Raw genomic sequence first — 26211 nt, 5'->3', positions numbered from 1 at the left:
GATGGCTGTCGTGAAATCTTATGCCGTAGGCGTTGGCGATATGTTTTATATAAGGCACAACAGCGACAATTTCACCATTATCGACTGTCAGTTGTTCGGTGAATTCAAGGAAAGTATCACCGATGAGCTCAAAAAGGAGTCATCCGGTAGAGGTATAACTCGGTTCATTTCTACCCATCCTGACGAAGATCACATTCAGGGCCTTGAATACCTCGATGAAAAGTTGCCAATTTACAACTTTTATGTGGCTCATAACGCTGCCACGAAGAAAATTAGAACAGAATCATTTAAGCATTACTGTAAGTTGCGCGATGGTGACAAAGCATTCTATGTATATAAAGGCTGCTCCAGGAAATGGATGAATCTGGGTGATGGGCAACGGAGCACATCAGGCATTCAGATTCACTGGCCGAACAGAGAAAACGCGCATTTTAAAGCCGCCCTCCAGGAAGCAGCAGATGGAACCGCCTTTAACAATATCTCTTTGGTCGCGCGTTACGCGATTGAGGAAAGTGCAAGCTTCATGTGGATTGGCGATTTGGAAACCCAATTCATGGAAGACATCCTCGACGATATCGAGCTGCCGCGCACCACGGTAGTGTTCGCACCCCATCATGGACGCTATTCGGGAAAGCTTCCGAATAGCTGGCTGGACAAACTTCAGCCTGAAATCGTTGTGCTAGGCGAGGCACCTTCTCGCGATCTACACTACTACACCGGCTACAACACCCTCACACAAACCCGCGCCTGGGACATCACATTCGTTCCCGATGGGAAAAAGGTGCACTGCTACGTCTCTAATCCGGATTACGAAATGAGAGACTGGCTAGATGACGAGGGTTTGGCAGACCGTGATTATTACATTGGTACCCTAAATTTCTAAGCTTCCGCGTTTTGTAGCTTCAACCGGAGATCGCCGCCGGTTCGTCTCTCCATGGGATCATGACTTACGCACGGCTGCCGCCGATAGCGATCAGGTTTCCTTTATTCTTTGGCAAAGGTCAAAAATGTGGACTCGCGCAGCCCATAATGTTGATTTAATACCAGCTAAGGCGTTGTTTTTACTGATAATTTAAGTCCCTCTCCCGCTACCACCCTACGGATAAGCTATTGAAATAACAACAAAAACTGAAACTTTGGTAGCGCCCTGTCCAAAAATCCTCAATGATTTCAGGGCCGAGCCTGCTATCTGGTGGTGCCAACATCCGCCTGCTGCGACAGCGGTATCCGGCATTCCAATTGTCACCTACGTCAACATTTCCGCCGCCGTGACGGCTGAGTCCGACATCTGCTGCACCTCGGGCAATGCCAAAGCCGTCGTCGAGACTCTCGGTGTTCCCCGATCGAGGAGACGGCCCATCCCGCCGTCAGTCATGGTTCAAGGTCCGTTGAGCATCTGTGATCGAGAGGTTAGGCGGCCCTGTAACCACAGCCGAGTTTCACTTCAAGCCGATGCTGGATGAGATCTAGCCCAATCGAGAGGAACCAATAGAGCACGGCTGCATGAACAGCATTTCCATATGGTGGTGGATTGCCAGGCCAAAGGATTGGGCAAGGAAATTCAGCTCCCTCAGCCTCTGACGATCATCCGCTCTACAGCCGTCCCTCCTGCGGCCAGCTTCATCAGATCGGTGTCGAAATTGACATCGGCAGCGCTGCGCTCCGCGCGCGCCGCATTGCCTGCGAACTGGTGTTGATAGCCTTTCCATGCCGCGTCCGCGATGGATCGGCTGGTGCCACTCAACAGGAACTGGGTGAGCTCGGTAGCAGCTCGATCGATGCGACCGCCGAGCTCCGGCGACCCCCAATCTTCCGGGGCAGCAAAGATCGACGTTGGCACGGGAAAAGTGCGCAGAAACGCGAAAAGTGGGCGCATCTGCGCGTCCGCGACCATCGCATGGCGGGCGGTGCCGGCAGTCGCGGCGAGGATCACCGGTTTGGCAATGAGCAAGTCGTTGTCGAGGATATCGATGAACGACTTGAACAGCCCGCTGACACCGGCCTTGTAGACTGGCGTGGCGGCAACGACGGCATCCGCGCCGGCAAGCGTTTCGATTACGGACTGCACCTTGGCCTCGGGAAAACCAGCCACCACGGCACGCGCAATATCGACTGCAAGCGGAGCCAGGTCGATGACGCTAAGGACGGCGGTCTTTCCCGTACCAGTGATACGTTCGATGCTCTTCTGTGCGATGCGGTCGGCCAGCATCCGCGTTGTGGAGGGATCATTTACGCCTGCGTTCACCACGACGAGCCGTATGGGCTTCCCCCTGTTCTCGATGGTCTTCGTCATCTCTCTAATCCTTTCCCTGAAGACACCACCGGGGGCCTACCGCTTTGCGACATTGCCGGACCGGGCGGCCTGCCCCACGACCAGCGGAGAGCGGGCCGATTCGCTTTTGTCGTTATCGTGATACGGCCGGCCGTCCGTCAGGTTGTCTCCGCGATTGGCATTGGGGCTCGGCTGGCGCGGCGGCTGGTCTCCATACTTGACTTCCACCAGGCTCCGGTGCGTCGGGGCTATGGCGGCGCCCGGCGAGCGTCGCGCCGCCATCTCCTTGCGGAGCACGGGCACCACCTCAGTGCCCAGCAGCTCGACCTGCTCGAGAGCCATCTCCAGCGGCAGCCCCATGGCGTCGAGAACCCAGAGCTGCCGCTGGTAGTCACCGAAGGCTTCCCTGAAAGTCAGCGTCCTGTCGATGACCTCCTGCGGGCTGCCAACACTGAGCGGCGTATCGCGCGAATATTCTTCCAGCCGATAGGTCTTTCCGTAGATGGGGCTGCCTTCGAAATAGGGCCGGAATCGGTCGTATGCGTCCTGCGAGCGCTTGGCGATGAAGGCATAGCCACCAAGCCCGACGACGGCCTGCTCCTTGGTGCCGTGTCCGTAATGCTCGAACCGCTCGCGGTAGAAGTTCACCAGCGGCAGGAAGTGCAGGTTGGGCGCAAGGATGTTGTTGGCGAAATAGCCGTTCCCGTAAAAAGCCGCCTGCTCGGCGATCTCCGGAGTGCGGATCGAGCCGTGCCAGACAAAGGGAGGAACGTCGTCGAGCGGACGCGGGATCGACGTGAAGCCTTGCAGCGGGGTCCGGAATTTGCCTTGCCAATCGACAACGTCCTCGCGCCACAGCTTGTGGAGCAGATTGTAGTTCTCGAGCGCCAGTGCGACGCCGTCACGCATATCCTTCCCAAACCAGGGATAGACCGGCACTGTATTCCCGCGGCCGAGCATCAGGTCCATCCGCCCCTTCGAGAGATGCTGCAGCATCGCGTAGTCTTCCGCGATCTTCACCGGGTCATTGGTCGTGATGAGCGTCACGGCGGTGGTGAGGATGATGCGCTGCGTCTGCGCGGCGATATGGGCGAGCAGAGTCGTCGGCGAGGACGAGAAAAAGGGTGGGTTGTGGTGCTCGCCGATGGCGAAGACATCGAGCCCGACCTCGTCCGCCCGCTTCGCGATCTTGACGATCGCATCGATCCGCTGCGCCTCGCTCGGCGTGACGCCTGTGATCGGGTTGCGCGTTACGTCGCTGACAGAGAAGATTCCGAATTGCATTTTGAAGCTCCAGGGGCTCGATGTCGGTAGATGTCTGCGTCAACGGGTCGTGATCCGCGAGTGGCGGGCCGGCCTACCCTCTTCGTGACTCGCCATGCTCAGCGAGCCGGGATCTTGGCTTTCCGCAGCCGGGCCCAGGCAATGAACAAGGACAAGGCGAGCAGCGTCAGGTTGATGGGCAGCATCTTGGCCGTCTCGCCGAGCAGCGCATGCGTGATGATCGCCCCCACCTGTATGAGTGAAAGCCCGACAGCCGCCAGCGGCGTCAGCCAGGGCTTGATCCGCGTCGCGGCCGGCAGGATGAGACCGACAGCGCCCAGCACTTCGAGAGTGCCGATCAGCCGTGTGACGGCTTCCGGTACATGGGTGACGAAGCTCATGCTCGCGGCGAGCGCGTCGATGGGCTGTGTCAGTTTCGCGCCACCGGCTGCCAGATAGAGGAGAGCCAGGAGCGCCTGTGCGATCCACAGCGCCAGGCTCCAACGATTGATGGGGCCGCGAACGGCGCCGGTTTGAGTTTTCATTTTGATCGTCCTTTTCGAAAATAGGGAAATTGGCGGCGGGAGAGCCGACTATGCGGGGCTCGCCGGTGCTGCCGGTAGAACAGGCGGGAAAAATCGGCTCTGTCAGAGGCTTCCCCGCCGCTCCAACCGTGCTCGGCCTGGCGCTTCAGGCGGCCTTTGCGGCCGGACCCTGCAGCTTCGCAAGCTCCTCGTAATACCAGTACACCAGCGTGCGGGCCTTGTCGGCCACCGGCCCCGCCCAGTCGCGGAAGAGTTCGGTAACGACAGCCAAGGCCGTACTGGGGACCGCCCCGGCATGAGTGAGCCGCTGGATCGCCGTGCTGTGGGCAAGCTGCGACCGACCGCCGACGGCGTCGACCGGGAAAGCCACGTCATGGCCGTCCTTGAGCGCATCGATGACCGGGAAGGCAGGGCAGATCTCGGTCCAGAGGGCGCCGATGATCAGCCGTTTGCGGCCGGTCTTCTCGACCGCGGCGCGAAAGGCCGGATCTTCCCACGAGTTCATTGTCGAGCGATCGATCACCTCGATGCCGGGCAGTTCGGCGAGGATCGCCGGAACCGTGGGGCCGTTGACACCCATGTTTGCACCGACCGTCGAGAGAATAATGGGCATGTCGAAAGCCCGTGCAGCCCTGATCAGTAGCCGCACGTTGAGCTCGACCAGGTTGGCCGGCGTTTCGGATCGGATCTGGCTGAACATTTCCGGCTGGTAGTCGATCAGCACCAGCGCAGATTCTTCGTATTTCCACACGTCTTGCACGCTCATCTATTTCTCCATGGGGTTGGTCCGGCGCGGCTATGCCGGATGAACTGACCCACAAAGGATGGCGTTCCTTGTCGGCTTAAGATAGCCTCCGGTTTTGCGATTGATTGTTGCTGAAAGCGGAACGCTATGGAGATTGAGGACGTCAGGACTTTCGTGGAGATCGCGGAGGGGCGAGGCATATCGCCTGCCGCGCGGCGGCTGGGCGTCGCAAAATCCGTCGTCAGCCGCCGACTGGCTCGGCTGGAGGAAACGCTCGGAAGCCAGTTGCTCTCTCGCACGACTCGCGGCGCCGCCTTGACGGAGGCCGGCGCGACGTTCCGCGACCACGCCACTCGCATCCTCGGCGAGTTCGAGGCGGCACAGGATGCAATAGCACCCGATGGCGCGGTGCGCGGGCTGCTGCGTATCGCCGCGCCCCTGTCTGGCGGGCCGAGGCTTGTCGCCCCGGTTCTTGCCGAACTCGCTCGACGCCATCCCTTGCTGCATGTTCATGCAGCCTACAGCGATCGTTTCGTGGATCTGATTTCCGAGGGCTTCGACGCGGGAATCAGGGCGGGATTTCTGCCTGACTCGAGCCTGATCGCCAGACGCATTCGGCCCATATCCGGCATGCTTGTCGCCAGCCCCGCCTATGTCGCCGGGCATGGGGCACCGCAAACGCTTGGTCAACTCGCGGATCACGAGTGCCTGTTGCAGGGGACCGAAGCATGGCGGTTCGTCGAGGGAGGCAAAACGATCGCGGTCCATCCTCACGGTCGTTTCAAGGCGGATAACGGCGAAGCGCTGCTTTCGGCGGCGCTGGCCGGACTCGGCGTGGCGGCCCTGCCGGATTTCCTGATCGAGCCCCACATCGCCTCCGGTGCGCTCATCCCCCTGCTTGCCGACCACACGGTGGTCGCGGCAGGGCTTTATGTGGTGCGTCCTCCCGGCGACTTCCCGCCACGCAAAGTCAGAGCGCTGATCGACATCATGCTCGAATATCACGCCGGCTGAGGACGGGCGCCCGACGGCCAATGGAGATCGGCGGCTGTGCACTCTGCGGACCCGGCCGAAGGCTATGGTTAGTATTCGATCGAGACACTGGCAGAACTCGCCTTCAAGCGGCTCAAGAGCGGCATGGGCACCCATAAGCTTCCTGCACGCGATGAGCGGCTCGTCCGAAGCTGGCTCATGGCCCATCTGATCCTGGCGCTGATGATCGACGAGCCCGATCACGCGCCGCTACAAGGTCGCCGTCGGCCGACCGCTTTTCCGCCTGGCCGAAAAGCACCGTACGGATAAGGCCACAAATACGAAATTGGAGACGCCGGAAGGCCATTAGGTGTCTCTCCAGCGAGACAGACTGTCTTATTTCGATGACTTATGGCGCGGATTTCGAACGCATACCTTCTGCCAAGAAGGAGAACCTACATGATCCAATCCGCTGATCTCAAGCGCGGGGCCTCCACATCCGAACCGCTTGCCCCCGGCCGAGCCTTACGTCTTCAAGCCTATGGCGGCCCCGAATCGCTGACAGTCGATAGCGTATCCGCGCCCGAGCCGGGTCCGGGCGAGGTCTTGGTGTCGGTCAAGGCCGCCGCGGTAAACGGTATCGACTGGAAAATCCGTGAAGGCTACCTCCGCGAGCGCTTCAAGCTGACCCTGCCCGCGACGCTTGGCATCGAAATGGCCGGCGTCGTGCTTCGGACCGGCCCCGGCGTCACAGGCGTGAAGCCCGGGGATCGGGTTATGGCCGCCATCGATGGCGTCGGAGCCTACGCCGACCATCTGGTCATCAACGCCGAGAAGCTCGTCCTGACGCCGGCATCACTGTCCGACGTGGAGGCGGCGGCCATTCCGGTCGCGGCGATGACAGCCTGGCATGTCATTCAGGCGGCGGATTTCGACCTCTCCGGACGGCGGGTGCTGATCCATGGCGCAGCCGGCGGCGTGGGCGGCTTTGCCGTCCAGTTCGCCAAGGCGGCCAGAGCGACGGTCTTTGCCACGGCCTCGACCAATAGCCTGCCACATGTCCGGGCGCTCGGCGCGGACGAGGTGATCGAATATCGGCAGCAGAACTTCGAGCTGCTTGCGCGCGACATCGATTTCGTCGTCGACCTCGTCGGTGGTGAGGTCGTGAACCGCTCCTGGGCAGTCCTGTCGCCCGATGGCCTTCTCGTAAGCATCGCCGCCACGGACCTCGCATCACGTACGCCGCCAGGCCGCCGCGGCGTCTTTTTATCGAACAAACCTGATACCGCGCGCCTGACCGCGATCGCCCAGCAGGTCGCCGTCGGCGCCCTGCGATCGACGATCGCCGACGTGGTGGGCTTCGATGATTTGGCTTCCGCAATCGAGCGCAATCGCACCGGCCACGCACCCGGCAAGATCGTCGCTGATTTCACCCGCTGATCACCAAGTTTTCAACTTTCAAGGAGTTTATCATGACGACTATCTGGAGTCCGGTCCGCGTGGGCCAAATGGACCTGCCCCACCGCCTGGCCTTGGCCCCGATGACTCGCAGCCGTGCCGAGTTCAACGGCGTACCGGGCGAGCACGCCGCTGAATACTACGCCCAGCGCGCCTCCCTTGGCCTGCTGATAACCGAGGGTGTGCAACCCTCGGCCGATGGCCAGGGCTATTTCGCGACGCCGGGGATCCACGCACCCGAACATGTCGCCGGCTGGCGCAAGGTCACCGATGCGGTTCACGCAAAAGGCGCGAAGATCTTCCTGCAGCTCATGCATGTCGGCCGCATGTCGCACCCGGACAACACGCCGCATCACCGTCAGCCCGTCGCCCCATCGGCCGTCGCGCCCGGTGAGCAGATGTTCACTGCGAGCGGCATGCAGCCCATCCCCGAGCCGCGCGCGCTGACGACCGAGGAAGTCGCCGCCACGGTGCAGGACTTCCGGCGGGCCGCGCGGCTGGCTATCGATGCCGGCGCCGACGGCGTCGAGATTCACGGCGCCAACGGCTATATCGTCCATCAGTTCTTTGCGCCGAACGCCAATCACCGGACCGACGCCTATGGCGGGCCGATCGCTAACCGCATTCGGTTCGCTGTCGAAGTGGCGCAGGCTGTCGCCGATGAGATCGGCGCCGATCGCACCGCTATCCGCCTTTCGCCAGGCCTGCCTTTGGGCGGGCTTGATGAAGGTCCGGAGAGTCCTGCGCTCTATCGCGAACTGGTCGCCGCGCTGGCACCACTGAAACTGGCCTATCTCCATCTGATGTATGGCGGGGGCGACGAGTTCCTCGCCGACATCCGCCGTGCGTGGCCCACGACCCTGATGGTGCTGCGGCTTGGCCGCACACGCGAAGCCCTGGACCAGGACATCGTCTCGGGCCAGGCAGACATGACCTCGATCGGCCGTTGGGCTTTGGCCAATCCCGACTTCGTCGAGCGTCTACGATTGGGCGCGCCCGTCAACGAGCCCGATCCATCCACCTTCTATGGCGGTGGCGCGGCCGGCTACACGGACTATCCGCGGCTTGCGGGCTGATGCGTCGGCTGCTGTAGTTCATCGGACTGCAGCAGCCACCTTCTGGCGGTCGTCGCTTGCGTTATTGGATCAAGCTGGCCCGCGACGTGGGTGATGGCGTTGGCCGACAGAAGGTAACCGTGGCGGCTTCAAATCCGAATGAACGCTGCCAATTCGTCGGGAGTTCCTTTTGGGAACGCTCCTCTCAGATGGTCGAGAAAGGCGGAGACGCGGGCATTCAACAGGCGCCGCGACGGGTAGAGCGTCCACAGGGCCGTATCCGGACCATCCACGTCCCCCCAATGCACCAACGTGCCGGCGGCCAGATCATGACTCACGAGCGATACCGGCAACCGTGCCGCACCCACGCCCATGACGACCGCATCGCGAACCATGATGAGCGACGACAGGCTGAGCACCGGGGTGAACGCGATCGTCGTCGGCCCCGTGTCCGGTTTGATATTCCACAACGAGAGTCCTCTGTCCGAGCTCCGCACGACAGCGGGAGCGGCGTCTCCGTCTCGCGGTCTCGCCACTTGCGGGCTCGCCACGATCACAAGCCGATCACGCATGAAGACCCGTCCCACCAGGCTTTCATCGGAACGCGGATTGACGCGAATGGCCAGGTCATACCCTTCTTCGACCATGTCGACTGCACGGTCTTCGGTCGTGACTTCAAGGATAACGTCGGGATATTTGAGCGAGAAGCCTGCCGCCAGCTTACCCATCGCAAGTTGAGAGAAGAGCAACGGTGCACTGATCCGCAAATTTCCACGCGGTTCCCGGTCTCCCGACGCAATCGCTGCGGCCGTCTCCTCCACTTCCGTCAGCAAGCGACTGGTTCGCTCATGCAGGTCCTTTCCCTCCTGCGTGAGCTTCAGGGCACGCGCCCCGCGCTCGAACAAGCGTAGGCCCAAGCTATTCTCCAGTTCTGCGGCGCGCCGCGAGAGCGTCGCCTTGGGGCGCCCTGTGGCGCGCGCGGCTCGCCCGAATCCACCATGACGTGCAACCAGATTGAAGTCGGCTAGGGCGAGCAGGTCCATGTGTTCCACCAGTGAGACAGGGTGTCTACAAATGGCAGCTTCCGGTGCGTTTGTGGACTCCTAAATAGCGCTAACGATCTGATAAAAGCAGGAGTGACCACATGACTATCCTCGTCACCGGTGCAACCGGAACCGTCGGCCGCAATGTCGTCGATCAGCTCATCAAGCGCGGCGCTAATGTGCGCGCGCTCGTCCGCGATCCCTCGAAGGCCAATTTACCAGCCGCCGTTGCCCTCGCCGAAGGCGATCTGCTTGACGTCGATGCGCTGCGCACGGCCTTCTCGGGCGTGTCCACCCTGTTCTTGCTCAACGCCGTGGTGCCCGACGAGTTTACCCAGGCGCTGATCGCCCTCAATCTGGCCCATGAGGCCGGGATCAAGCGGATCGTCTATCTGTCCGTGCTTCACAGCGACATCTACGTGAACGTGCCGCATTTCGCCGGTAAGTTCAGTGTCGAACGCATGCTGGAGCAGCTGGGCTTCAACGCCACCATCCTGCGGCCTGCATACTTCATCAACAACGACTATTCGGTGAAGGACGTGGTGCTCGGTCACGGTGTCTATCCGATGCCGATCGGTGACAAAGGCATCGCGATGGTCGACGCGCGCGATCTCGGTGAGATCGCAGCCATCGAGCTGGTTCGCCGTGAGCAGGCAAGCGAGCCGCTTCCTCTCAAGCGGATCAATGTCGTTGGTCCCGACACGCTGACCGGTGCCGATGTCGCCGCCATCTGGTCGAATGTTCTTGGCCGGACGATCCACTATGGCGGCGACGATACCGCTGGGTTCGAGCAAAACCTCCGAAATTACGCACCGAGCTGGATGGCGCTCGACATGCGTCTCATGGCCGAGCGCTTCCTTGTGGTTGGCATGGTCCCTGAGGCAGGGGATGTTGATCGATTGACCGGCATGCTGGGTCGCCCGCTGCGCTCCTATCGCGACTTCGCAGCGGAAATCGCTGTTTTGGCTTGATCATTCCGCATGTCTGAATATCGGCCTGCCGGTGCGCTTGCAACGCCGGCGGCCGAACGGGGTCATGCGGCGGCATATTCGAGCGCGCATAGCCGCCCCACGGCCAACCCGCAGTGCATCCGGCAAAAGGCATTTGCCATGACCAATACCGTGTTCAAGCCCATCGTCTACCTGCTCCATGGCTGCCCGTTCTGCATGAAGGTTCGCGTGTTCCTGCTTGAGGCGAGACTGCTCGACCAGGTCGACATCCGGCTGGTCGAACAGGGCAGCAAAGAGAAGTGCCAGATCACAGAGAAGCTCGCCGCGCACCTGCCCAAGGTCGGCTTTCCAACTGTCGAGCTAACGCCGGGACAGTATATGACGGAATCCGACGAGATCATCGCCTGGTTTGCCAAGGGCGTCGCCATCGACATCGCGACGCTGCCGACCTTCCAGGATTGTGTCGGCGGTATTTTCAAGGACCACATCAGCCTGTACCGCGAGAACATGCGGCTCCAGCAGCAGGCGGTCTGAGAGCCGGTTCGAAACTGGGTGTTTGACACCGGACCTTGATGGTGCAGTCTCTTCGCCAGTGGGAGAAGCGCTTTGGGTCGGGTTCACCACGGGAGCGTACTTGTTCACCTATGTGGGCGTCCGGAAGGCAGTCCGCGGCAATATTGTCGGATATGCTTTCTGTTCAGATGCCTCGATTACCGCGGAAGGCAAAGCGAAACGCGCGTTGTGCATGTATTCGCACGGCAATCCGCGCGACCATATCGACCATTCCTGCCATCGCCGCGCGTTCTGGGTGTTTATGAACGCGGGTGTAAAGCAAGTCCTGGCCTGTTCGACCGTTGGCGCCATCGTGGCTGCCTGAATTGCAGCCAAAAGCGCGGCGGGGCAAATCAACGCGGTCTTCCCTATCTGAATGTCGGTAGAGGCAGCAGCGTGAGACAAGTGGCGCCGCTTATCAGAGCGCCGGTATCCTGGCCATTCGCCTGTGACAAGCCTCACTGGTCAGGTCGCATCACACTGCCCTGTTTTGCGTTGGTGCACGGCCGCCGCCGTCGGCGACGAGCACAGCACCGGTGACGAAGGAGGCGGCATCGGAAGCCAGGAACAGACAGCAGTTGGCGATCTCAGACGGTTCGGCGACACGCCTGAGCGCAATACGGCCGGTGAGCGCGGTGAACTCCTCGTCGGGCGTCGAGCCGTTGGCCGCTGCCGCCACTTCCATTTCGTAGACGCTCATCGGCGTGCGCACCCAGCCAGGCGCCAACGCGTTGGCGCGGATGCCGTCGGGGCCATGTGCAAAGGCGAGCGAGCGGGTGTAGGAGACGAGTGCTGCCTTGCTGGCCGAATAGGCGGCATTTTGGCCGCTGGCGTTGAAGGCGCCGACGGAGGCGATGTTGACGATCGCGCCGCCGCGCTTTTTCATGAGCGGCAGTGCGGCGCGGCAGACCATCATGGCGCCCGTCACATTGACCGCAAAGCTGCGCGCCCAGGTCTCATCGCTCAGGCTCTCCGGCTCGTCGAGGATGATCACTCCGGCGGCGTTAACGACGATATCAAGACACCCGCCGCAGGCGTCGATAGCACGTGCGACATCGCCTGCGCTGGTGATGTCGCCGAGCACGGCGGCACCGCCGCTCGCCTTGACGGCGCCGTCCAGTCCCTCACCGCCGAGGCCGAAGGCGATGATTTCGGCGCCGTGCCGGCCGAACAATTCGGCAGTGGCGCGGCCCATTCCGGTGGCAGCACCGGTGATCAGCGCCTTGCGGCCTTCGAGGCATCGGCTCATGTCAGCCCCCAATGGCGCTCGACGGCGAAGCCGGTTTCCGGCAACGTTGAGCCGCCGTCGACGACGATCGTCTGGCCGGTGGTGTATTTGGCCTGCTCCGAGGCGAGGTAGAGCATGGCATAGGCAATGTCGTCCGCCTCGCCGAGATGGCCAACGGGTATGTGTTGGCCGAGGCGCCCGGCGACTTCCGGCGCGCTCATCGTGCCCCTGCCCGGCTTGGCTATGAAGCCCGGCTCGACACCGTTGACGGTAATGCCGTCGCGCGCGAATTCGAAGGCGGCACCCCGAATGAAGGCGTTGACGCCGGCCTTGGCGGCCGAGTAATGCGCGCCGCCGGCCATCGCCAAGCGCGCCGACACTGAAGAGGTGACAAGGATGCGGCCGAAGCCGTTCTTGCGCATCACCGGAATTGCTGCCTGCGCCAGCCAGAAGCAAGGCTTGAGGTTAAGCGCCAGCGCTTCATCGAGCTTGTCCTCGTCAAGATCCTCAATCGAGGCCCACGGACAGCCGCCGGCATTGTGGACGACGATGTCGAGCCGGCTCGCCTGACGTACGATGTCGCCGACCAGTGCGTGCAGCCTGGCGCGGTCGAGCCCAGCAAGCGGAACCGCACGCACATCAAGCTTGCGGGCGGACAATTCGGCGGCCAGCGCTTTTGCCATATCGAACGTTCGATTGGCGATGACGACACTAGCACCGGCCTCGGCGAAGCGGGTGACGATCGCAGCACCGATGCCGCGTCCGCCGCCGGTCACCAGCGCCACCTTGCCGCTGAGATCGAATGGTTTCGCCATCGCTCAGACGACTCCGGCGCCACGCACAAGATCTATGAAACGGGTGAAGACCTCGGCGTGGCGGTCGACATCGGCCTCGGTCGTCGCCGGACACATCAGGAACATGGTGTGGAAGGGCGTCACCAATATGCCCTCGTTCATGTAGAAGGCGTGCAGCAGCGTCTCGAGATCTCCGCGCCGGCCGGCGATGACGTCGGCGCCGTTCCGCGGCGGATCGGGCATGAACATGATCTCGGCGCGGGCGCCGATCTGCGTCACATGCCACGGCAACTTATTGGCGTTTATGATGCCACGTGCCATCTCCGCCAGCCGCGAGGCTCTGCCGATCATGATTTCGAAGTTGGCGGGCGTGAGCACCTCTTCCAGCACAGCGCGCATCGTGGCTACGGTGAGTGCGTTGCCGGCCAGCGTGCCGCCGATGCCGAGATGCGCCGACTGGCGCACGCGCGGATTGACCATCGGCACGATGGCCCACAACCGCTCGGCGATCGCCTGCGAGACGCCGAAGATGCCGGCCGGAATGCCGCCGGCGATGGCCTTCCCGGCGACCAGAATGTCCGGCTCCAGCCCATGCTCGGACGAATAACCGCCGGGTCCGCTGGAGATCGTATGCGTCTCGTCAATGATCAAGACCGTGCCGGTGCGGCGGGTGATCTCGCGCAGGGCGTCATGAAAGCCGTCGGCGACCGGGATCATGCCGAAATTGGTCATCAGCGGCTCGGTCAGCACGCAGGCGACGTCGCCAGCCGAGAGTGCCGTTCCGAGCGCAGCGACATCGTTGAACTCGACCACCCTCGATACGGCCGAATGGTCGACACCGTTGGGATGGATCATGTTGCGCAGGCCGACACGGCCGTCGCGGATCTCGACATGCGCTTCCTCGACGCTGCCGTGATAGCAGCCGGAAAAAACCAGCACCTTGTCGCGGCCGGTGATCATGCGGGCGATGCGGATGGCGCCGCGATTGGCGTCGGTGGCCGAGGTGGTCAGCGTCCAGTAGGGCAGTCCGAAGCGACGATGCAGCTCAGTGCCAACCCACAGGCTGTCCTCCGTGGGCAGCATCATCGTTGTGCCGTTCTGCAACTGGCGCAGTGCGGCGCAAGTCACCGCCTCCGGCGCGTGGCCGCACATGCCGCCAGTGTCGCCAAGGGCGAAGTCGACATAGTCGTGACCGTCGATGTCTCTTATATGGGCGCCGCTGGCCGACGCGGCATAAACCGGGAAGCCGCCGGCCCAGCGCCGCATCCAGTGCGAGGGTCCGCCATAGAGGAAACGCTGCTTGCCCTCTTCCCAGGCCGCCGCTGAGCGCGGATGCGTGTCACTGAAGCGCGCCTGCTCGCGGTCGAGCAGCTCACCAATGGTCGTTGAATGCGAATCGCTTCTGCTGGCAGCCATCACAGCGCTTAACTCTCCCTGCCGCGCGATTATTTTGGGGCGCGCGCGTTCCAATCTGGTTCACTATTTGAACCAGCATTTTGTATGTTATAGACTGCAAGGCGGGTTGGCTGCTGTCAAGTTAATTCACACGCGAAGTATCTCGGAGAATCGATAATGAGCACAGTCGGCAAGGCGGTTTCGCTGCTGGAGCTGTTCACGGTGGGTGAACCGGAGATCGGCCTCTCCGACCTCGCCCGCAAGGCCGGTCTCGACAAAGCCACCGCAAGGCGCCTGCTGGTAGCGCTTTCCAACCACCGGCTGATCGAGCAGGAGCCGAAGAGTCGCCGCTACCGGCTGGGCGCCGGCCTGTCGCGGCTGGCCCGCATTCGCGACGCACATTTCCCTTTCGTCCGCGTCGCGGCGCCTGTGGCGCGAGAGCTTTCGCTCGAAACCGGCGAGACCGTGCATCTGTCGGAATTCAGCGCCGGGGCGCTGCTGACCGTCCATGTTGAGCTTTCCACCAAGGCCAACCGCGTCAATGTCGATGTTGGCCAGGTGCTGCCGCTGCACGGCACAGCGTCCGGCGTCGCCTTCCTGGCCGCTTCAAGCCCGGATGTGGTCGGCGCCTATTTCAAAAAGCCGCTGCAGGTGTTCACCCGGCATACGGTGACGCGGCCGGACAAGGTTGTGGAGGCGATACGGCTTGCCGCCAGGCGCGGTTACTCTCGCAGCGCACAGGGCTATGAGGAAGGCGTGCACAGCATCGCCGCGGCGATCCTCGGCGCTGACGGCCAGCCGATCGGCACCTTGGCGGTGGCTTCGCCCGTCTCACGCGTCGACGACGCGACCGCAGCCACACAGGGCAGGGCAGCAATCAAGGCAGCACGGTTGATCACGGCGCGTCTCACCGGCGAACCTTAGCCTTGCATCTCCGCGACGGATGCATCGGGCATGCCCTTGCGCCATAATCTCGCAAAATCGGGCGGAACGAGCGGCTGCCCTCCGCCCGGATATCCGCAGAGCGAAGACGCTCGCGCAATGCCGCGAGCGGCTCATATAGCCGGCGGTCAGATTTCTGCTGCCCAAAGATCAGTTTCCGATCGGTTCGACCGGCTGGTCGGAACACGCTCAGGGCGTTGGACGGACTTTCTCGAAAGAGGAACTCGGGGCGACTTCGCTGTACACGGTGGCGAGACGACGCCCGCGAGCAGACATCAGCCGTTGCGGAAGAGGTTTCGAGGCCGCTGCCTGCCGTTCTGAGAAAGCATCTCGACGAACCGTGCAACCTTGGGCGGGCGGAACCGGCCGGCCGGATACACGGCGTGGATGCCGCCGGTAGGCAGCGTCCAGGCAGGCAGAATCGGCACCAGCCGGCCAGCCGCCATATGATCGCCGACAAGAAAATCGGGAAGGATCGACATACCGGCGCCCGCTAGGGTTGCCTCCAGCACGGCCGGGGTGCTGTTGATCGTCATGCCGGGCTTCATGCGGACTGTCCGCAGTTCATGATCCCCCCGGGTAAACCGCCACACCAGCGGCTCCTTCAGCGCGACATTCGCGACAAAGGGGAGGCCGGACAGTTCCTCGGGCTCGCTCGGGGACAAGTCTCCGGCTATGTCGGGCGCGGCGACCAGAAATTGCCGGAATGAGCTGATCCGGCGCGCCTGCAGGCTGGAGTCGGTAAGCCAACCTACGCGAATCGAGAGGTCGATCTGGTTGGCGACCAGATCCATCCTGGCGTCCGAGAGGATGAGATCGACCCGGCATGCCGGATAGATTCGACAGAACTCGGCTGCCAGTGGCGCGACGGTGATCGCGCCGTAATCGTTGGACGCGGTGATCCGCAGTACGCCCAACGGCTGAGCATTGGTCTGGGCAAGTTCGGCGAAGGCCTCTTCTGCCTCGCTCAGGATCATCACGCATCGCGCGTGAAGCTGCCGGCCTGCCTCGGTCGGCTCGACCCTGCGCGTCGTGCGCAGCAGCAGGCTTGTCTTCAATTCCGCTTCAAGCCGCGCAACCTGTTGGCTGACGACTGTCTTGTTGACGCCTAGCCGATCGGCCGCGCGAGTGAACGAGCCCATGTCCACCACGGCCGCGAAGTACGCCAGTCTGTTGAGGTTGATCGCTTCCATGCTCGCCTGCTCCGATTGTGCGCTTATACCTCACATTGAATCCAATTCATCGATATTTATCGTCCAATCGAAACGGTCCATCCTTCTGTGCGTCGGGCAACCGGGTCCGCGCAGGAGGAAAAGCAGAGTGACGATCGAGGCTTTTCCCGCAATGGGCCACGTCTACGAGGCTCGCTTCGGCGACCTCGCCTTCCATCTGCAGTTCGATGCCGAGGCACCTTCATGCGCTTGCCTCCGGAGGCGGCCAAGTTCGCCAAGGCGGAGGCCGTCCGCGACCGGGCGCTGGAAGTTCGGCCAGGGGTGTTCATGGTCTGGACCGAGGTTGCCGGGACGACCGTGGGTCCATGTCGGGGACTGCGAGAACGGTATCGTCCACACCACGATCACTCGGCCCTATCTGAGCTTCCTGAATTTATCCGGCGGCTGGACCCGGCCGACTCGATCTCAATATCGCGCGCACCCCGATTTCTTCAGCGCCATCCAATCCGAGAGGACACCCACATGCTTACGAGGAGACAAGTCATGAAAACCACATTTGCCATCAGCGCCGCTGCCGTCTTCGCCCCTGCCGATATCGGCCGTGCGGCTGGAACCGGACTTGCCTGGAAGCATTTCCCGGCCGGCCCAAACGGTTTTTTCCGCGCCCCCGTCCTGCTTTCCGGCGCCACCGAGGCGCTGCTGATCGACGGCGGCTTCACCTATCCGGACGGCCGCGCGCTGGCCGAAGAGATCAAGGCCAGCGGCAAGAAACTGACCACGATCTATGTCAGCCAGTCGGACCCGGACTACTATTTCGGCCTGAAGCCGGTGCGTGAGGCATTCCCCGAGGCCAAGGTCGTCGCCGCCTCGGACACGGTTGCCGCGATCAAGGCGTCGGTCAAGAAGAAGCTCGATGTATGGGGACCCCAACTGAAGGAGAACGGTCCGCAGACGCTGGCCGACATCGTCCTGCCCGATGCGTTTGACGGTCCGTCACTGACTGTGGATGGTGAGACGGTGGAGTTCGTCGCCGCCGAGGGCCTCGCTAATCGCCGCTATCTCTGGGCGCCCTCGCTGAACGCGGTGTTTGGCGGCGTCCTGGTCTTCGCCGGCGTTCATGTTTGGACCGCCGACACCCCGACCAGGGAATCACGCGCGGTCTGGATTGCCAATCTCGACAAGATCGCAGCGCGCAAACCGACCGTCGTCGTGCCGGGGCACATGACGCCTGAGTCGCCGGTCGACATCTCCGCTGTCGAATACACCAAGACCTATCTTCTGGCCTTCGAGCAGGAACTCGCCAAGGCCGCGGACGCCGCGGCGCTGAAGAGCGCGATGGAGGCCCGCTTCCCAGGCCTCGGCATGGGCGTCGCCCTCGACATCGGCTCGAAGGTCGCGAAGGGCGAGATGAAGTGGGGCTGAGATGAGCGCCAATTCGATCTGATCCGGAGGACCTATGAAGGTCCTCCGAGGAGAACGGCGGCGATCTGCTCGCCGTGCTCGCGCGTCCGAAGTCGAATAGACCGAGGCGGAACGCCTATGAAAGACGTCTTCCAGCGCTTGGCCGCCGAATGGACCGGCTACCGCGCTGGCGTGCACGGCTATCACGCCGACGGCGACCGGGTACCGGCCTTTGAAACGGCTCGACCGCAAGATCGGGCCTTTCCGCACGGCAGCGGCATGGGGCCCTTCAGTAACGCGGACACCAGGATGCCGGCCGACTTCGTCCGGCGCGGCGTGAAGCACCTCCGCCGTTGCGGCAAAGATGCTTATCATGTTAAGGATGGCGTGGCGCTGCCGCTGCGTCACAATCCCGCGACAAGACGGGAACAACGAGAATGTGGAGGAGACTATGATCGCCCACCACGTGAGCGTCGCCGACGGCGAGGCTTTCCTATCTGCGTCGCGGATGCTGTTCGGCCCGATCACCCAGCGTTTCTCACGCGGCGAGGCGCCGTCGCTGCCGAAGCTCGTTTCCGTGCATCTCGGCTCCTGCCGGCTTTCCGAGATCAAGGCCAAGTCGCATCTGGTCGTCAGCGACCGTACCTTCTGGCGCAGCTTCGATCCCGACGCGATCAAGATCCTGATGCAGCTCAGCGGTCACAGCCGCTTCGAGCAGCAGGAGGTCGCGGTCGATCTCGGCCCACGCGCTGCGATCATCTATGATCCAATGCGCAGCTATTCGCTGCAAAACCTGTCGGATGTTGACCAGCTCATCCTGCAGGTGCCGCGCTCGACCTTCGGCGACGGGACGCTGGCGCGGCTCTCGGCGCCGGTGCCGTTGCCCGGCAACGACGACAGCCTCACCCATATCGTTTCCGGTCTGATGCAGATGGCGATCGGCACCGCTCACAAGCTCGACGAGGCCGGCTGCCGCCGTGTCGGAGAAAGCTTGATACAACTCGTCAACGGACTGATCCAGGCAAAGCCGACGGCGCCGGACTTCCGCCGCTCGCCGCTGGAAGCGCTGCGCGAACGCATCGTCGCCTATATCGACGCCAACCTGGCGCGCTCAAACCTGTCGGCCGAGGACATAGCCCGCCACATGGGCTGCTCCCGCCGCTATCTGCACCGCGCCTTCGAAGGCGAAGGCACCACACTGGAGCGGTTCGTGTGGGATAGGCGGCTGGAGCGCAGCAAGGAGGAGCTGCTGTCGCCCGCCCGCGCCTCAGCCTCCATCTCGGAAATCGCGTTTGCCTGCGGGTTCAATTCGAGCGCACATTTTTCGCGGGCGTTCAGAAGCAAGTATGACGTGGCGCCGAGAGATTTGCGGGAGCGAGTGCGTATGGTGGTGCATTAGGAAGGTGCTGTTAGCCGTACCTTTATCAGATACAGCAAATTGTTTTGCGCCCATATGAGGCACATTGTATCCTCACCTTCCATAATTTTTCGAGGGCTCTCACTCCCGACTTGCAGCGCTGACGCTTCAACAGGGCTGTACCCAGACCTCAAGCCGTCCGCCCTGCCCGCAAACTCCGCATCAGCCCCTTCGGCAAGAACAGCATCGCCAAGATGATGGTCAGCCCCGAAATCACCGGGTGGTAATCCGGCACCACGATGCGCGCCAGGTCGAACACCGCGTACATGACGAAGGCGCCGAGGATCGGGCCGAGCAGGGTGCCGGTGCCGCCGACCACCGTCATCATCAGCGGCAAAAGCATCCAGTCGAGGTCGAAGACGGAGTCAGGGCCGACATGGAAGATGTAGTAGGTGTAGAGGCTGCCGGCGACGCCGGCGATGAAGGCGCTGCCAGCAAAGGCGGCGACCTTGACCCTCAGCGTGTCGATGCCGTTGGCCGAAGCCGCCATCTCGTCGTCGCGCACGGCGATCAGCGCCAGGCCGTAGCGCGAGCGCATCAGCAAGCGGATGGCAAGCGCCGTGCCCACCATCAGGCCGAGCCCGACCAGATAGTGCGGCAAGAGCGTATCGAAGGTGCCGGCGGGCGCCACGACGCCGAAGGCGCCGCCGGTGAAATCACCGCCATTGATGAACATCACCTTGATGATCTCGCCGAAGCCGAGCGTGCCGAGCGCGAAATAGTCGCCGCGCAGCTTTGACAGCAGCGGCAGGCCGATGATGATGGCGGCGACGGCCGCGACCAGCCCACCCAGCATCATCGTCACCGGGTCGAAATAGTAGATCCGCGGATAGGCGTCATAGAACGTGCCCCAGAGATAATTGCCGCTCCACAGAATGGCGGTGGTGTAGGCGCCGAGCCCGAAGAAGGCATGGTTGCCGAGGCTGATCTGGCCGCCGAAGCCGGCAACGAGGTTCCAGCCTTGCGCCATAGTGGCGTAGATGAAAACGAAGAACAGGAACGAGAAGGCATAAGAATCGATCGCGCCGGGCAGGAGCGGCGCCAGCGCGAGGGCAGCGACCAGGGCAATTGCGATCCCAATCCAGAATTGTTCCGGCAAGGCTTTCTTCATCATGACGCTCAAGCCTTCTTGTAGGGCCGGCTGAACAGGCCTTCCGGCTTGAACATCAGCACCGCCAGGAACACGCCGTAGGCGATGGCGTTGGTCCAGCCGCCCGAGATGAAATACTGCACATAGGCTTCGATCAGGCCGAGGATGATGCCGCCGGCAAGTGCGCCCGCGACATTGCCGATCCCGCCCAGCGCCAGCGCCACCAGCGCCTTGAGGCTGAAGATGAAGCCGGCGAACGGGTTGAACGGGAAAGTCGTCGCCACCGCGACGCCGGCCGCTCCGGCGAGTGCGATGCCGATCGCGAAGGCGATGGCGTTGACGCGGTGCGGTCTGATGCCCATCAGCATCGCCGCCTTCATGTCCTCGGAGGCCGCGCGCACCGCCTTACCGACCAATGTCTTGCGCAGGAATAGCACCACCAGGCCGGTACCGGCGAGCGCAATCACGAAGCCCATCGAGCGGGTGAAGGAGGTGCGCACGCCCAAAATCTCGATGCCGCTCGCCGTGTAGGAGGTGACGATGGCCGCGGTGTTGCCGCCCCAGATAACCGTCATCAGGTTCTGGATCAGGAACATCAGACCGACCGCGATCAAGAGTGAGATGTTGCGGTCCTCCGCTGCCGCCGCGCGGCGAAACAGGCCTTGGTAGACCAGCCAGCCGACGACGAGCCCGACGGGCACGACGATCAGAAGCGACGCGAAAGGGTCGATGCCGACGCCGTAGAACAGCGCCCGTACGAAATAGGCGGACAGGATGATCATCGCGCCCTGCGCCAGAAAGATCAGCCGCATGGTGCCGAAGATGAGGCTGAGGCCCACCGCCGCAACGCCGTACATGGCGCCGCCCAGCGCGCCGTTGAGCGACAGCTGCAGCAGGATTTCGGGAGGCGGAATGTTCTGCATCATTGCACCTCCAACACGCCCATATAGGCCTTCTGGATTTCGGGATCGGCGATGAGCTCGGCACCGGTGCCTTGCATGGCAAGCTCGCCGGTTTTCAGCACGAAGGCGTAGTCGGCGACCTTCAGTGCCTGATGGATGTTCTGCTCGACCAGGAGGATGGTGACGCCCTGCTTGTGCAAGGTCTCGATCAGCGCGAACATCTGCTGCACCACGATCGGGCTGAGCCCCAGCGACGGCTCATCGAGGATGAGCAGCGACGGGTCCGACATGGTGGCGCGCGCGATCGCCAGCATCTGCTGCTCGCCGCCGGAGAGCGAACCGGCCTTCTGCCCTGCCCGCTCCTTTAGCCGCGGAAACAGCGTGTAGGCTTTCTCCAGCGACTGCTTGAAGCGCTTCCGCACCTTGGGTTGGAAGGCGCCGAGCTCGAGGTTTTCCAGCACGGTCATCTGCCGGAACAGGCCGCGCCCTTCCGGTACATGCGCGATGCCCATCGCCGCGATCTCCTCCGGCGCCTTGCCGGCCAGCGGCGCGCCGGAGAGGAAGATCTCGCCGCGCTTCGGCTTCAGCAGACCGGAGATGGTCTTCAGCAGCGTCGTCTTGCCCGCGCCGTTGGCGCCGACAATGGCGACGATGCTGCCGGCGTCGACGTGGATCGACACGCCCCACAGCGCTCCGACGTCGCCATAGGCGACTTCCAGATTGGTGACGTCAAGCAGCCGGTTCGCCAAGATAGGCCTCTATCACTTTGCGGTTGGCGACGATCTCGCGCGGCGTGCCGTCGGCGATCTTCTCGCCATGGTCCAGCACGATCACCCGGCTGCATACCTTCATGATGGCATCGACCTTGTGCTCTACCCACAGGATCGAGACCCCCTTGTCTGTGCGCACGCGGCGGATGACATCGACCGTGCGCTGGATCTCGGTCGGGTTCAGCCCCGCCATCGGTTCGTCCAGCAACAGCAGCCCCGGGCTGGAGGCAACGGCTCGCGCGATCTCCAGCAGCCGCCGGTCGGACAACGTCATATGCGCGGTGCGGACATCGCGCTTGGCGGTCAACCCGACCAGTTCAAGTGCCTCCTCGGCGGCTGCCGTCGCATGCTTGACGCGGCCGCCCGAGCCATAGACGGCACCTACCATGATGTTCTCGAAGGCCGTCATGGTCAGGAACGTGCGCACCAGCTGGAAGGTGCGGGCAATGCCGAGCCGGCAGATGCGATGCGGGGCCGTGCCGGTGATGTCCTCGCCACGGAAGCGGATACGGCCCTGGGTTGGGGTGTAGAGCGCGGTAATTACGTTGAACAGTGTCGACTTGCCGGCGCCGTTGGGACCGATCAGCCCGATCAGCTCATTGGCTCCGACGGCGATGTCGATGTTGTTGAGCACGACAAGCCCGCCGAACCGCTTCTGGATCGCCTCGAGGCGAAGCAAGGTTTCGTCAGGCTGCATCGTGTGTTTCCGTTTCTCGAGGGGAAGCTATCCGCGCAATCTATCGAGGTCAGCGCCGCCCTCATCGCCCTGCCGGCCTTCTCCCCGAGTAGGACGGGGAGAAGGGCAGGCGGCAACGTCGGAGCCCGTGCCCTCGCCGCTCAGCGCTTGTCCCAGGCCGGCGCCGGCTTATAGGTCCAGTTGCCATTCGGGAAGATCAGCTGGTGCTTGCCTTGCCACCATTGCGTGGCAACGCTGGGGATCAGCGCAAAGCCGGTCTGGTCGAATTTGAGATCGCCGACGACGGTGTCCTTGAATTCCTGGTTGAAGACCGCGTCATGCAGCGCGGCGGCATCGGTGGTTCCCGCCTTTTCGATCGCCTGCGCCAGCACCTGCGCATTAGCGTAGAAGGCGCCGACTGTGACGGAGTCCTTCTTGAATTCGGCCTCGTAGCGATCGCCGAGTTCCTTGGCGCCGCGATAGGGATAGCTCGACGACCAGAAACCGTCGGTCATGATGTAGTCCGAATCCGCTCCGAGCGCTTCGTGGAACTCGCCCGTCCAGGTGCCCTTCCAGCCATGCAGATAAGGCACGGAGAAGCCGAGCTCCTTCATCTGGCGCAGCAGCGTCACCGTGTCGGCCGGCGAGCCGAACACCAGCATGGCGTCGACATTGGCGGCCTTGAGCTTGGTGATCAGCGCCGAATAGTCGGTGGCCCCGATCGCCCAGGGATCGTCGACCGCGAAAGTGTAGCCATATTTCTTGGCCGCCGCCTCGAAGGCGCCGCCAAAGCCCTTGCCGTCGGGCGAATCCTCGGTGACAAGTGCCGGGTTCTTCGGCTTCTCATTGGCCGGCAGCTTGTTCCAGATCTCGAATGGCACCTCGGCGCCCGGCCCCGGGTGGAAGAAGAAGAGGGCCGAGTATTTGAGCTTCAACGGCTGCCACTCGAACGGGAACGCCGTCGTGATCATGTAGAACTTCTTGTATTTCTCGGCGACGATGGCACCGGCGATGTTCATCGGCCCGGAATGGGTCGATAGCAGCGCGTCGACCTTCTGCACCTTGATGAGGTTTTCCAGCGCCGAGGCGACCTTGCCTTCCGAGCTTTCGTCGTCGGCGACGACGAGGCGCACCGGCAGCTTCTTGCCGGCCGACTTGAGCATGATGCCGCCGGCCTTGTTGATGTCGGCCACCGCTTGCTCATAGGCCCATTTCTGCTCCTTGCCGTCGCCGGCCAGCGGCCCGGTCAAGGAGATCGGAGCGCCGATGACGATCTCGTCGCCGGCGGCATTCGCGACTCCTGTGCCGCCGGCCGCAAGTGCGGTCGACAGCACCAGGCCCGCCAGCATTGCCTTCAGATTGTTTCCCATTGCATCCTCCCAGGTTGTTTCATCGGCCGGACGCATCGGCGCCCGCCCGCATGCCTCAGACCGTCGCTGCCGCGACCAGCCTGGTATCGGTGAACTGCTCGAAACTCACGGCTTTACCGTCGTCCATCTCCCAGACATGGACGACGCGCGCCGACATTTGCTTGCCGGTCTTCCTGTAGGTGCCCGAATAGGTGCCGATGCCAACGATGGTGGCGCCGCCGTCGACCAGTCTTTCGAGCGTCAGCGTGTAGCCGTCCCACTCCTCGCCGATGCGCTTGAAGACCCCCGCTATGATGGCGTCGGGGCCGACATAGGTGCCGGCATAGGGGAAGCCCGCCATTTCGGTCCAGGCGGTGCGGCTGGTGATTGGCGCCATCATCGCAGATAGGTCCTTGGCATCGGAACCGGCGTAATGGGCCTTGATCGCTTCGTAGTTCTTGTTCATCGCGTTCTCCCGCGCGGTCAGACCGGCGCCTTGCCTTCGTCGTAGACGGTTCTGGATTTCTTCTCGATGTGAGCGCCGGCCGGCTTGTTCTCGACCTTGCCCAGAATGGTCACGCCGAGGAATTTCCCGGTCGAGCGCATGACGTCCCAATTGTAGAAGAACAGCGAGGCGACCGGGATGATGAACTCGCGGAAGCCGAACACATATTGGTTGTCGGCAAACTTCCAGGTGGTCGCCAGGTCGACGTCGCCATGGCCACGCTGGATGCCGACGAGGTTCTGCCAGGCATAGCGCTCGGAGCTCAGATAGATGTGCTCGTAGACGTGGTTGGGGCTGTATGTGTAGTGCGCGGTGAGCCCGATCAGGTCCCGGGTCGGCGCCGGCTTGATACCGGTCGGCGCGTTGTTGGGATCCCCGAGCACGCCGGCCGACCAGGTCTGCGCGACGCGCGGCTCGCCGGGCGCTTCGCCTGCTTCACGCACCCGTTCGCGCACCGACAGCACGCGGCGCGTGCTGGTGTTGACGATGTAGGCCTCATCCTCGGTCGGCCGGGCGGCGAAAGTCATGTTGATGAAGAACACGTTGGCGGCGACTTCGAGCGCCTCGTACCAGTCCGCGCCGGCCTCGCTGCCCTCGCTCCACGCCACCGTGTCGGGCGACGTGAAGGCAAGGTCGATTGTGCGCCCCGTGTCGAGCGTGATCTTGAAGGTCTGGCCGCGCAACGCTGATGTCGTCGCCAGCCGGTTGGTGGCGATGCCGGCGGCGAAATCGTCGAAATGCTTCCAGTCCGCCGGCCTGTTCTGGTCGTTCATCGCACTCTCCCAATCAATCGACAAAAGCTAATGTCGGCAGGTCGACGACGGTGGCGCCGCCATCGACGGTCAGGATCGAACCGTTCATCATGGCCGCCTCGCTCGAAGCGACGAAGCAGACGACGTTGGAAACCTCTTCCGGTGTCGCCGGTCGGCCGAGCGGGACGTCCCTGGTCACCAGCCGGTAGGCATCGTCGATCGAGCCAAGTCCGTGCTTCTCGACGATCACCGCCATCTGTTCGTCGGCCATGTCGGTCGAGACCCAACCCGGGCAGATGATGTTGGTGCGCACGCCCTTGCGGCCATAGTCGCGCGCCAGCGATTTGCCGAAGCCGATGCAGGCATGCTTCATGGTGACGTAGCCGGCGGCGTCCGGGCCGGCAAACAGGCCGGCGATCGAGGCAACGACGACGATGTTGCCCTTCCGCGCGATCAGGTCCGGCAGGCATTCGCGGGCGCAGACGAAAGCGGTGTCGAGATTGGTGCGCGTCGCCAGGCTCCAGGTTTCGTCGCTCATCGAAATCGTCGGGCCGACACCATGGCCGCCGGCATTGGCGACGAGGATGTCGACCGGTCCGATTTTTTCATGCACTTCGGCAAGCGCCGCACGCACCGCCTTCGGATCGGCGGCATCGCCCTGCACCACCAGACCGCCAATATCCTTGGTCACAGCTTCCAGCGGCTCGCGCCGCCGGCCCATCAGGACCACCTTGGCGCCGTCGGCCGCCATGCGCCTGGCCACCGCCGCGCCGATCCCGGTGCCGCCGCCGGTAATGAAAGCCGTCTTTCCCGAAAATCGCATTGTTCCATCCCGATTGGTAAGCGCGCCGGCTATGTGCCGATCTTCGCTGGGAATAATGCGGCACCGGCCAATCTGCGTCTTGTCCGAGCGAGAACTTTGTTTTGACTGAGTGCGCACTTTGCGCCCTGTCCGATGAAGTG

27 protein-coding genes and 1 pseudogene are annotated in these 26211 nt (G+C 62.8%); 11 read left to right on the top strand and 17 right to left on the bottom strand.

Features of this window, described 5'->3' with window-relative positions; genetic code table 11:
* Window position 1: 1 nt before the first annotated feature.
* The gene (locus tag NKH99_RS04855; RefSeq protein WP_352817916.1) at window positions 2-883 is read left to right on the top strand and encodes a ComEC/Rec2 family competence protein; all 882 of its coding nucleotides are present in this window, start codon (window positions 2-4) and stop codon (window positions 881-883) included.
* 317 nt (window positions 884-1200) lie between these two features.
* Window positions 1201-1343: pseudogene (nadA, locus tag NKH99_RS04850) on the top strand (quinolinate synthase NadA); the annotation flags it as partial.
* Window positions 1344-1570: 227 nt separating this feature from the next.
* On the opposite strand, the gene NKH99_RS04845 reads toward nadA, so the two are convergent.
* From NKH99_RS04845 to NKH99_RS04830, 4 genes are all read right to left on the bottom strand, one after another.
* Window positions 1571-2293, bottom strand: a complete 723-nt coding sequence (locus tag NKH99_RS04845) for a CE1759 family FMN reductase (protein WP_352469679.1) — start codon at window positions 2291-2293, stop codon at window positions 1571-1573.
* A 36-nt stretch (window positions 2294-2329) separates the two neighbouring features.
* Window positions 2330-3556, bottom strand: a complete 1227-nt coding sequence (locus NKH99_RS04840; protein ID WP_353012920.1) for an LLM class flavin-dependent oxidoreductase — start codon at window positions 3554-3556, stop codon at window positions 2330-2332.
* A 98-nt stretch (window positions 3557-3654) separates the two neighbouring features.
* Entirely contained in the window at window positions 3655-4080 is a 426-nt protein-coding gene (locus tag NKH99_RS04835) for a DoxX family protein (protein ID WP_352767280.1), read from the bottom strand.
* A 145-nt stretch (window positions 4081-4225) separates the two neighbouring features.
* Window positions 4226-4846: an isochorismatase family protein gene (locus NKH99_RS04830; protein WP_353012917.1), complete on the bottom strand. Its 621-nt coding sequence runs from the start codon at window positions 4844-4846 to the stop codon at window positions 4226-4228.
* 126 nt (window positions 4847-4972) lie between these two features.
* Here NKH99_RS04830 and NKH99_RS04825 point away from each other — a divergent pair, with 126 nt between their 5' ends.
* From NKH99_RS04825 to NKH99_RS04815, 3 genes are all read left to right on the top strand, one after another.
* Window positions 4973-5839, top strand: coding sequence for a LysR family transcriptional regulator (locus NKH99_RS04825; protein WP_352539260.1), 867 nt, complete (start codon window positions 4973-4975; stop codon window positions 5837-5839).
* A 417-nt stretch (window positions 5840-6256) separates the two neighbouring features.
* A complete protein-coding gene (locus NKH99_RS04820; protein ID WP_353012914.1) occupies window positions 6257-7237 on the top strand; it encodes an NADP-dependent oxidoreductase in 981 nt (326 codons plus the stop codon).
* Window positions 7238-7269: 32 nt separating this feature from the next.
* The gene (locus tag NKH99_RS04815; protein ID WP_352469672.1) at window positions 7270-8331 is read left to right on the top strand and encodes an alkene reductase; all 1062 of its coding nucleotides are present in this window, start codon (window positions 7270-7272) and stop codon (window positions 8329-8331) included.
* 128 nt (window positions 8332-8459) lie between these two features.
* Here the strand turns inward: NKH99_RS04815 and NKH99_RS04810 are convergent, their stop codons facing one another.
* Window positions 8460-9353 (bottom strand): LysR family transcriptional regulator, encoded by an 894-nt coding sequence (locus tag NKH99_RS04810; protein WP_352767274.1) that lies wholly within the window; start codon window positions 9351-9353, stop codon window positions 8460-8462.
* Between the two features lie 101 nt (window positions 9354-9454).
* Here NKH99_RS04810 and NKH99_RS04805 point away from each other — a divergent pair, with 101 nt between their 5' ends.
* The 3 genes from NKH99_RS04805 (at window position 9455) to NKH99_RS04795 (ending at window position 11180) form a co-directional block, all read left to right on the top strand.
* Entirely contained in the window at window positions 9455-10324 is an 870-nt protein-coding gene (locus NKH99_RS04805) for an NmrA/HSCARG family protein (protein WP_352469670.1), read from the top strand.
* 138 nt (window positions 10325-10462) lie between these two features.
* On the top strand, window positions 10463-10837 hold the full coding sequence (locus NKH99_RS04800; protein WP_352767270.1) for a glutathione S-transferase N-terminal domain-containing protein: 375 nt from the start codon (window positions 10463-10465) through the stop codon (window positions 10835-10837).
* 100 nt (window positions 10838-10937) lie between these two features.
* Window positions 10938-11180: a hypothetical protein gene (locus tag NKH99_RS04795; protein ID WP_352469668.1), complete on the top strand. Its 243-nt coding sequence runs from the start codon at window positions 10938-10940 to the stop codon at window positions 11178-11180.
* Window positions 11181-11330: 150 nt separating this feature from the next.
* Here the strand turns inward: NKH99_RS04795 and NKH99_RS04790 are convergent, their stop codons facing one another.
* The 3 genes from NKH99_RS04790 to NKH99_RS04780 are packed head-to-tail and all read right to left on the bottom strand — an operon-like array spanning window position 11331 to window position 14293.
* Complete coding sequence (locus NKH99_RS04790; protein ID WP_353012910.1) at window positions 11331-12104, bottom strand: SDR family NAD(P)-dependent oxidoreductase; 774 nt, start codon at window positions 12102-12104, stop codon at window positions 11331-11333.
* Window positions 12101-12898 carry an SDR family oxidoreductase gene (locus NKH99_RS04785; RefSeq protein ID WP_353012907.1) on the bottom strand — a complete coding sequence of 266 codons (798 nt, stop codon included), beginning with the start codon at window positions 12896-12898 and terminating at the stop codon, window positions 12101-12103. Before NKH99_RS04785 ends, NKH99_RS04790 begins: the two co-directional genes overlap by 4 nt.
* 3 nt (window positions 12899-12901) lie before the next feature.
* The gene (locus NKH99_RS04780; RefSeq protein WP_352539266.1) at window positions 12902-14293 is read right to left on the bottom strand and encodes a transaminase; all 1392 of its coding nucleotides are present in this window, start codon (window positions 14291-14293) and stop codon (window positions 12902-12904) included.
* A gap of 156 nt (window positions 14294-14449) precedes the next feature.
* On the opposite strand from NKH99_RS04780, the gene NKH99_RS04775 reads away from it, so the two are divergent.
* A complete protein-coding gene (locus NKH99_RS04775; protein WP_353012904.1) occupies window positions 14450-15196 on the top strand; it encodes an IclR family transcriptional regulator in 747 nt (248 codons plus the stop codon).
* A gap of 293 nt (window positions 15197-15489) precedes the next feature.
* On the opposite strand, the gene NKH99_RS04770 is transcribed toward NKH99_RS04775, so the two are convergent.
* Entirely contained in the window at window positions 15490-16407 is a 918-nt protein-coding gene (locus NKH99_RS04770; RefSeq protein WP_352469662.1) for a LysR family transcriptional regulator, read from the bottom strand.
* A gap of 501 nt (window positions 16408-16908) precedes the next feature.
* Here NKH99_RS04770 and NKH99_RS04765 point away from each other — a divergent pair.
* Both NKH99_RS04765 and NKH99_RS04760 read left to right on the top strand, forming a co-directional pair.
* Complete coding sequence (locus NKH99_RS04765) at window positions 16909-17808, top strand: MBL fold metallo-hydrolase (protein ID WP_352539269.1); 900 nt, start codon at window positions 16909-16911, stop codon at window positions 17806-17808.
* Window positions 17809-18238: 430 nt separating this feature from the next.
* Window positions 18239-19186: a helix-turn-helix domain-containing protein gene (locus tag NKH99_RS04760; protein ID WP_352767497.1), complete on the top strand. Its 948-nt coding sequence runs from the start codon at window positions 18239-18241 to the stop codon at window positions 19184-19186.
* A gap of 148 nt (window positions 19187-19334) precedes the next feature.
* Here the strand turns inward: NKH99_RS04760 and NKH99_RS04755 are convergent, their stop codons facing one another.
* From NKH99_RS04755 to NKH99_RS04720, 8 genes are all read right to left on the bottom strand, one after another.
* Entirely contained in the window at window positions 19335-20318 is a 984-nt protein-coding gene (locus NKH99_RS04755; RefSeq protein WP_352767259.1) for a branched-chain amino acid ABC transporter permease, read from the bottom strand.
* A gap of 5 nt (window positions 20319-20323) precedes the next feature.
* A complete protein-coding gene (locus NKH99_RS04750) occupies window positions 20324-21220 on the bottom strand; it encodes a branched-chain amino acid ABC transporter permease (RefSeq protein WP_353012900.1) in 897 nt (298 codons plus the stop codon).
* Window positions 21217-21945: an ABC transporter ATP-binding protein gene (locus NKH99_RS04745; RefSeq protein ID WP_502893727.1), complete on the bottom strand. Its 729-nt coding sequence runs from the start codon at window positions 21943-21945 to the stop codon at window positions 21217-21219. Before NKH99_RS04745 ends, NKH99_RS04750 begins: the two co-directional genes overlap by 4 nt.
* Window positions 21926-22663: an ABC transporter ATP-binding protein gene (locus tag NKH99_RS04740; protein WP_027027454.1), complete on the bottom strand. Its 738-nt coding sequence runs from the start codon at window positions 22661-22663 to the stop codon at window positions 21926-21928. The genes NKH99_RS04745 and NKH99_RS04740 overlap by 20 nt, the downstream gene beginning before the upstream one ends.
* Window positions 22664-22803: 140 nt before the next feature.
* Window positions 22804-24012: an amino acid ABC transporter substrate-binding protein gene (locus tag NKH99_RS04735; protein ID WP_352539272.1), complete on the bottom strand. Its 1209-nt coding sequence runs from the start codon at window positions 24010-24012 to the stop codon at window positions 22804-22806.
* Window positions 24013-24067: 55 nt separating this feature from the next.
* Window positions 24068-24457 (bottom strand): nuclear transport factor 2 family protein, encoded by a 390-nt coding sequence (locus NKH99_RS04730; RefSeq protein WP_353012897.1) that lies wholly within the window; start codon window positions 24455-24457, stop codon window positions 24068-24070.
* A 17-nt stretch (window positions 24458-24474) separates the two neighbouring features.
* Window positions 24475-25269 (bottom strand): MoaF C-terminal domain-containing protein, encoded by a 795-nt coding sequence (locus NKH99_RS04725; RefSeq protein ID WP_353012894.1) that lies wholly within the window; start codon window positions 25267-25269, stop codon window positions 24475-24477.
* Window positions 25270-25282: 13 nt separating this feature from the next.
* Window positions 25283-26071, bottom strand: a complete 789-nt coding sequence (locus tag NKH99_RS04720) for an SDR family NAD(P)-dependent oxidoreductase (protein WP_352469653.1) — start codon at window positions 26069-26071, stop codon at window positions 25283-25285.
* Window positions 26072-26211 lie beyond the last annotated feature (140 nt).

The sequence above is a fragment of the Mesorhizobium sp. M0854 genome, assembly GCF_040319815.1.
In the GTDB taxonomy this organism is placed as follows: Bacteria; Pseudomonadota; Alphaproteobacteria; order Rhizobiales; family Rhizobiaceae; genus Mesorhizobium.
The sequence above is the reverse complement of the archived record's forward strand: the minus strand, read 5'-3'. Positions and strand labels throughout refer to the sequence as shown.

Excerpts from the sequence above, each read along its gene's own strand:
- NKH99_RS04855 (WP_352817916.1), top strand. The coding sequence starts at position 2 with ATGGCTGTCGTGAAATCTTATGCCGTAGGCGTTGGCGATATGTTTTAT.
- NKH99_RS04845 (WP_352469679.1), bottom strand. The coding sequence starts at position 2,293 with ATGACGAAGACCATCGAGAACAGGGGGAAGCCCATACGGCTCGTCGTG.
- NKH99_RS04840 (WP_353012920.1), bottom strand. The coding sequence starts at position 3,556 with ATGCAATTCGGAATCTTCTCTGTCAGCGACGTAACGCGCAACCCGATC.
- NKH99_RS04835 (WP_352767280.1), bottom strand. The coding sequence starts at position 4,080 with ATGAAAACTCAAACCGGCGCCGTTCGCGGCCCCATCAATCGTTGGAGC.
- NKH99_RS04830 (WP_353012917.1), bottom strand. The coding sequence starts at position 4,846 with ATGAGCGTGCAAGACGTGTGGAAATACGAAGAATCTGCGCTGGTGCTG.
- NKH99_RS04825 (WP_352539260.1), top strand. The coding sequence starts at position 4,973 with ATGGAGATTGAGGACGTCAGGACTTTCGTGGAGATCGCGGAGGGGCGA.
- NKH99_RS04820 (WP_353012914.1), top strand. The coding sequence starts at position 6,257 with ATGATCCAATCCGCTGATCTCAAGCGCGGGGCCTCCACATCCGAACCG.
- NKH99_RS04815 (WP_352469672.1), top strand. The coding sequence starts at position 7,270 with ATGACGACTATCTGGAGTCCGGTCCGCGTGGGCCAAATGGACCTGCCC.
- NKH99_RS04810 (WP_352767274.1), bottom strand. The coding sequence starts at position 9,353 with ATGGACCTGCTCGCCCTAGCCGACTTCAATCTGGTTGCACGTCATGGT.
- NKH99_RS04805 (WP_352469670.1), top strand. The coding sequence starts at position 9,455 with ATGACTATCCTCGTCACCGGTGCAACCGGAACCGTCGGCCGCAATGTC.
- NKH99_RS04800 (WP_352767270.1), top strand. The coding sequence starts at position 10,463 with ATGACCAATACCGTGTTCAAGCCCATCGTCTACCTGCTCCATGGCTGC.
- NKH99_RS04790 (WP_353012910.1), bottom strand. The coding sequence starts at position 12,104 with ATGAGCCGATGCCTCGAAGGCCGCAAGGCGCTGATCACCGGTGCTGCC.
- NKH99_RS04785 (WP_353012907.1), bottom strand. The coding sequence starts at position 12,898 with ATGGCGAAACCATTCGATCTCAGCGGCAAGGTGGCGCTGGTGACCGGC.
- NKH99_RS04780 (WP_352539266.1), bottom strand. The coding sequence starts at position 14,293 with ATGGCTGCCAGCAGAAGCGATTCGCATTCAACGACCATTGGTGAGCTG.
- NKH99_RS04775 (WP_353012904.1), top strand. The coding sequence starts at position 14,450 with ATGAGCACAGTCGGCAAGGCGGTTTCGCTGCTGGAGCTGTTCACGGTG.
- NKH99_RS04770 (WP_352469662.1), bottom strand. The coding sequence starts at position 16,407 with ATGGAAGCGATCAACCTCAACAGACTGGCGTACTTCGCGGCCGTGGTG.
- NKH99_RS04765 (WP_352539269.1), top strand. The coding sequence starts at position 16,909 with ATGCTTACGAGGAGACAAGTCATGAAAACCACATTTGCCATCAGCGCC.
- NKH99_RS04760 (WP_352767497.1), top strand. The coding sequence starts at position 18,239 with ATGATCGCCCACCACGTGAGCGTCGCCGACGGCGAGGCTTTCCTATCT.
- NKH99_RS04755 (WP_352767259.1), bottom strand. The coding sequence starts at position 20,318 with ATGATGAAGAAAGCCTTGCCGGAACAATTCTGGATTGGGATCGCAATT.
- NKH99_RS04750 (WP_353012900.1), bottom strand. The coding sequence starts at position 21,220 with ATGATGCAGAACATTCCGCCTCCCGAAATCCTGCTGCAGCTGTCGCTC.
- NKH99_RS04740 (WP_027027454.1), bottom strand. The coding sequence starts at position 22,663 with ATGCAGCCTGACGAAACCTTGCTTCGCCTCGAGGCGATCCAGAAGCGG.
- NKH99_RS04735 (WP_352539272.1), bottom strand. The coding sequence starts at position 24,012 with ATGGGAAACAATCTGAAGGCAATGCTGGCGGGCCTGGTGCTGTCGACC.
- NKH99_RS04730 (WP_353012897.1), bottom strand. The coding sequence starts at position 24,457 with ATGAACAAGAACTACGAAGCGATCAAGGCCCATTACGCCGGTTCCGAT.
- NKH99_RS04725 (WP_353012894.1), bottom strand. The coding sequence starts at position 25,269 with ATGAACGACCAGAACAGGCCGGCGGACTGGAAGCATTTCGACGATTTC.
- NKH99_RS04720 (WP_352469653.1), bottom strand. The coding sequence starts at position 26,071 with ATGCGATTTTCGGGAAAGACGGCTTTCATTACCGGCGGCGGCACCGGG.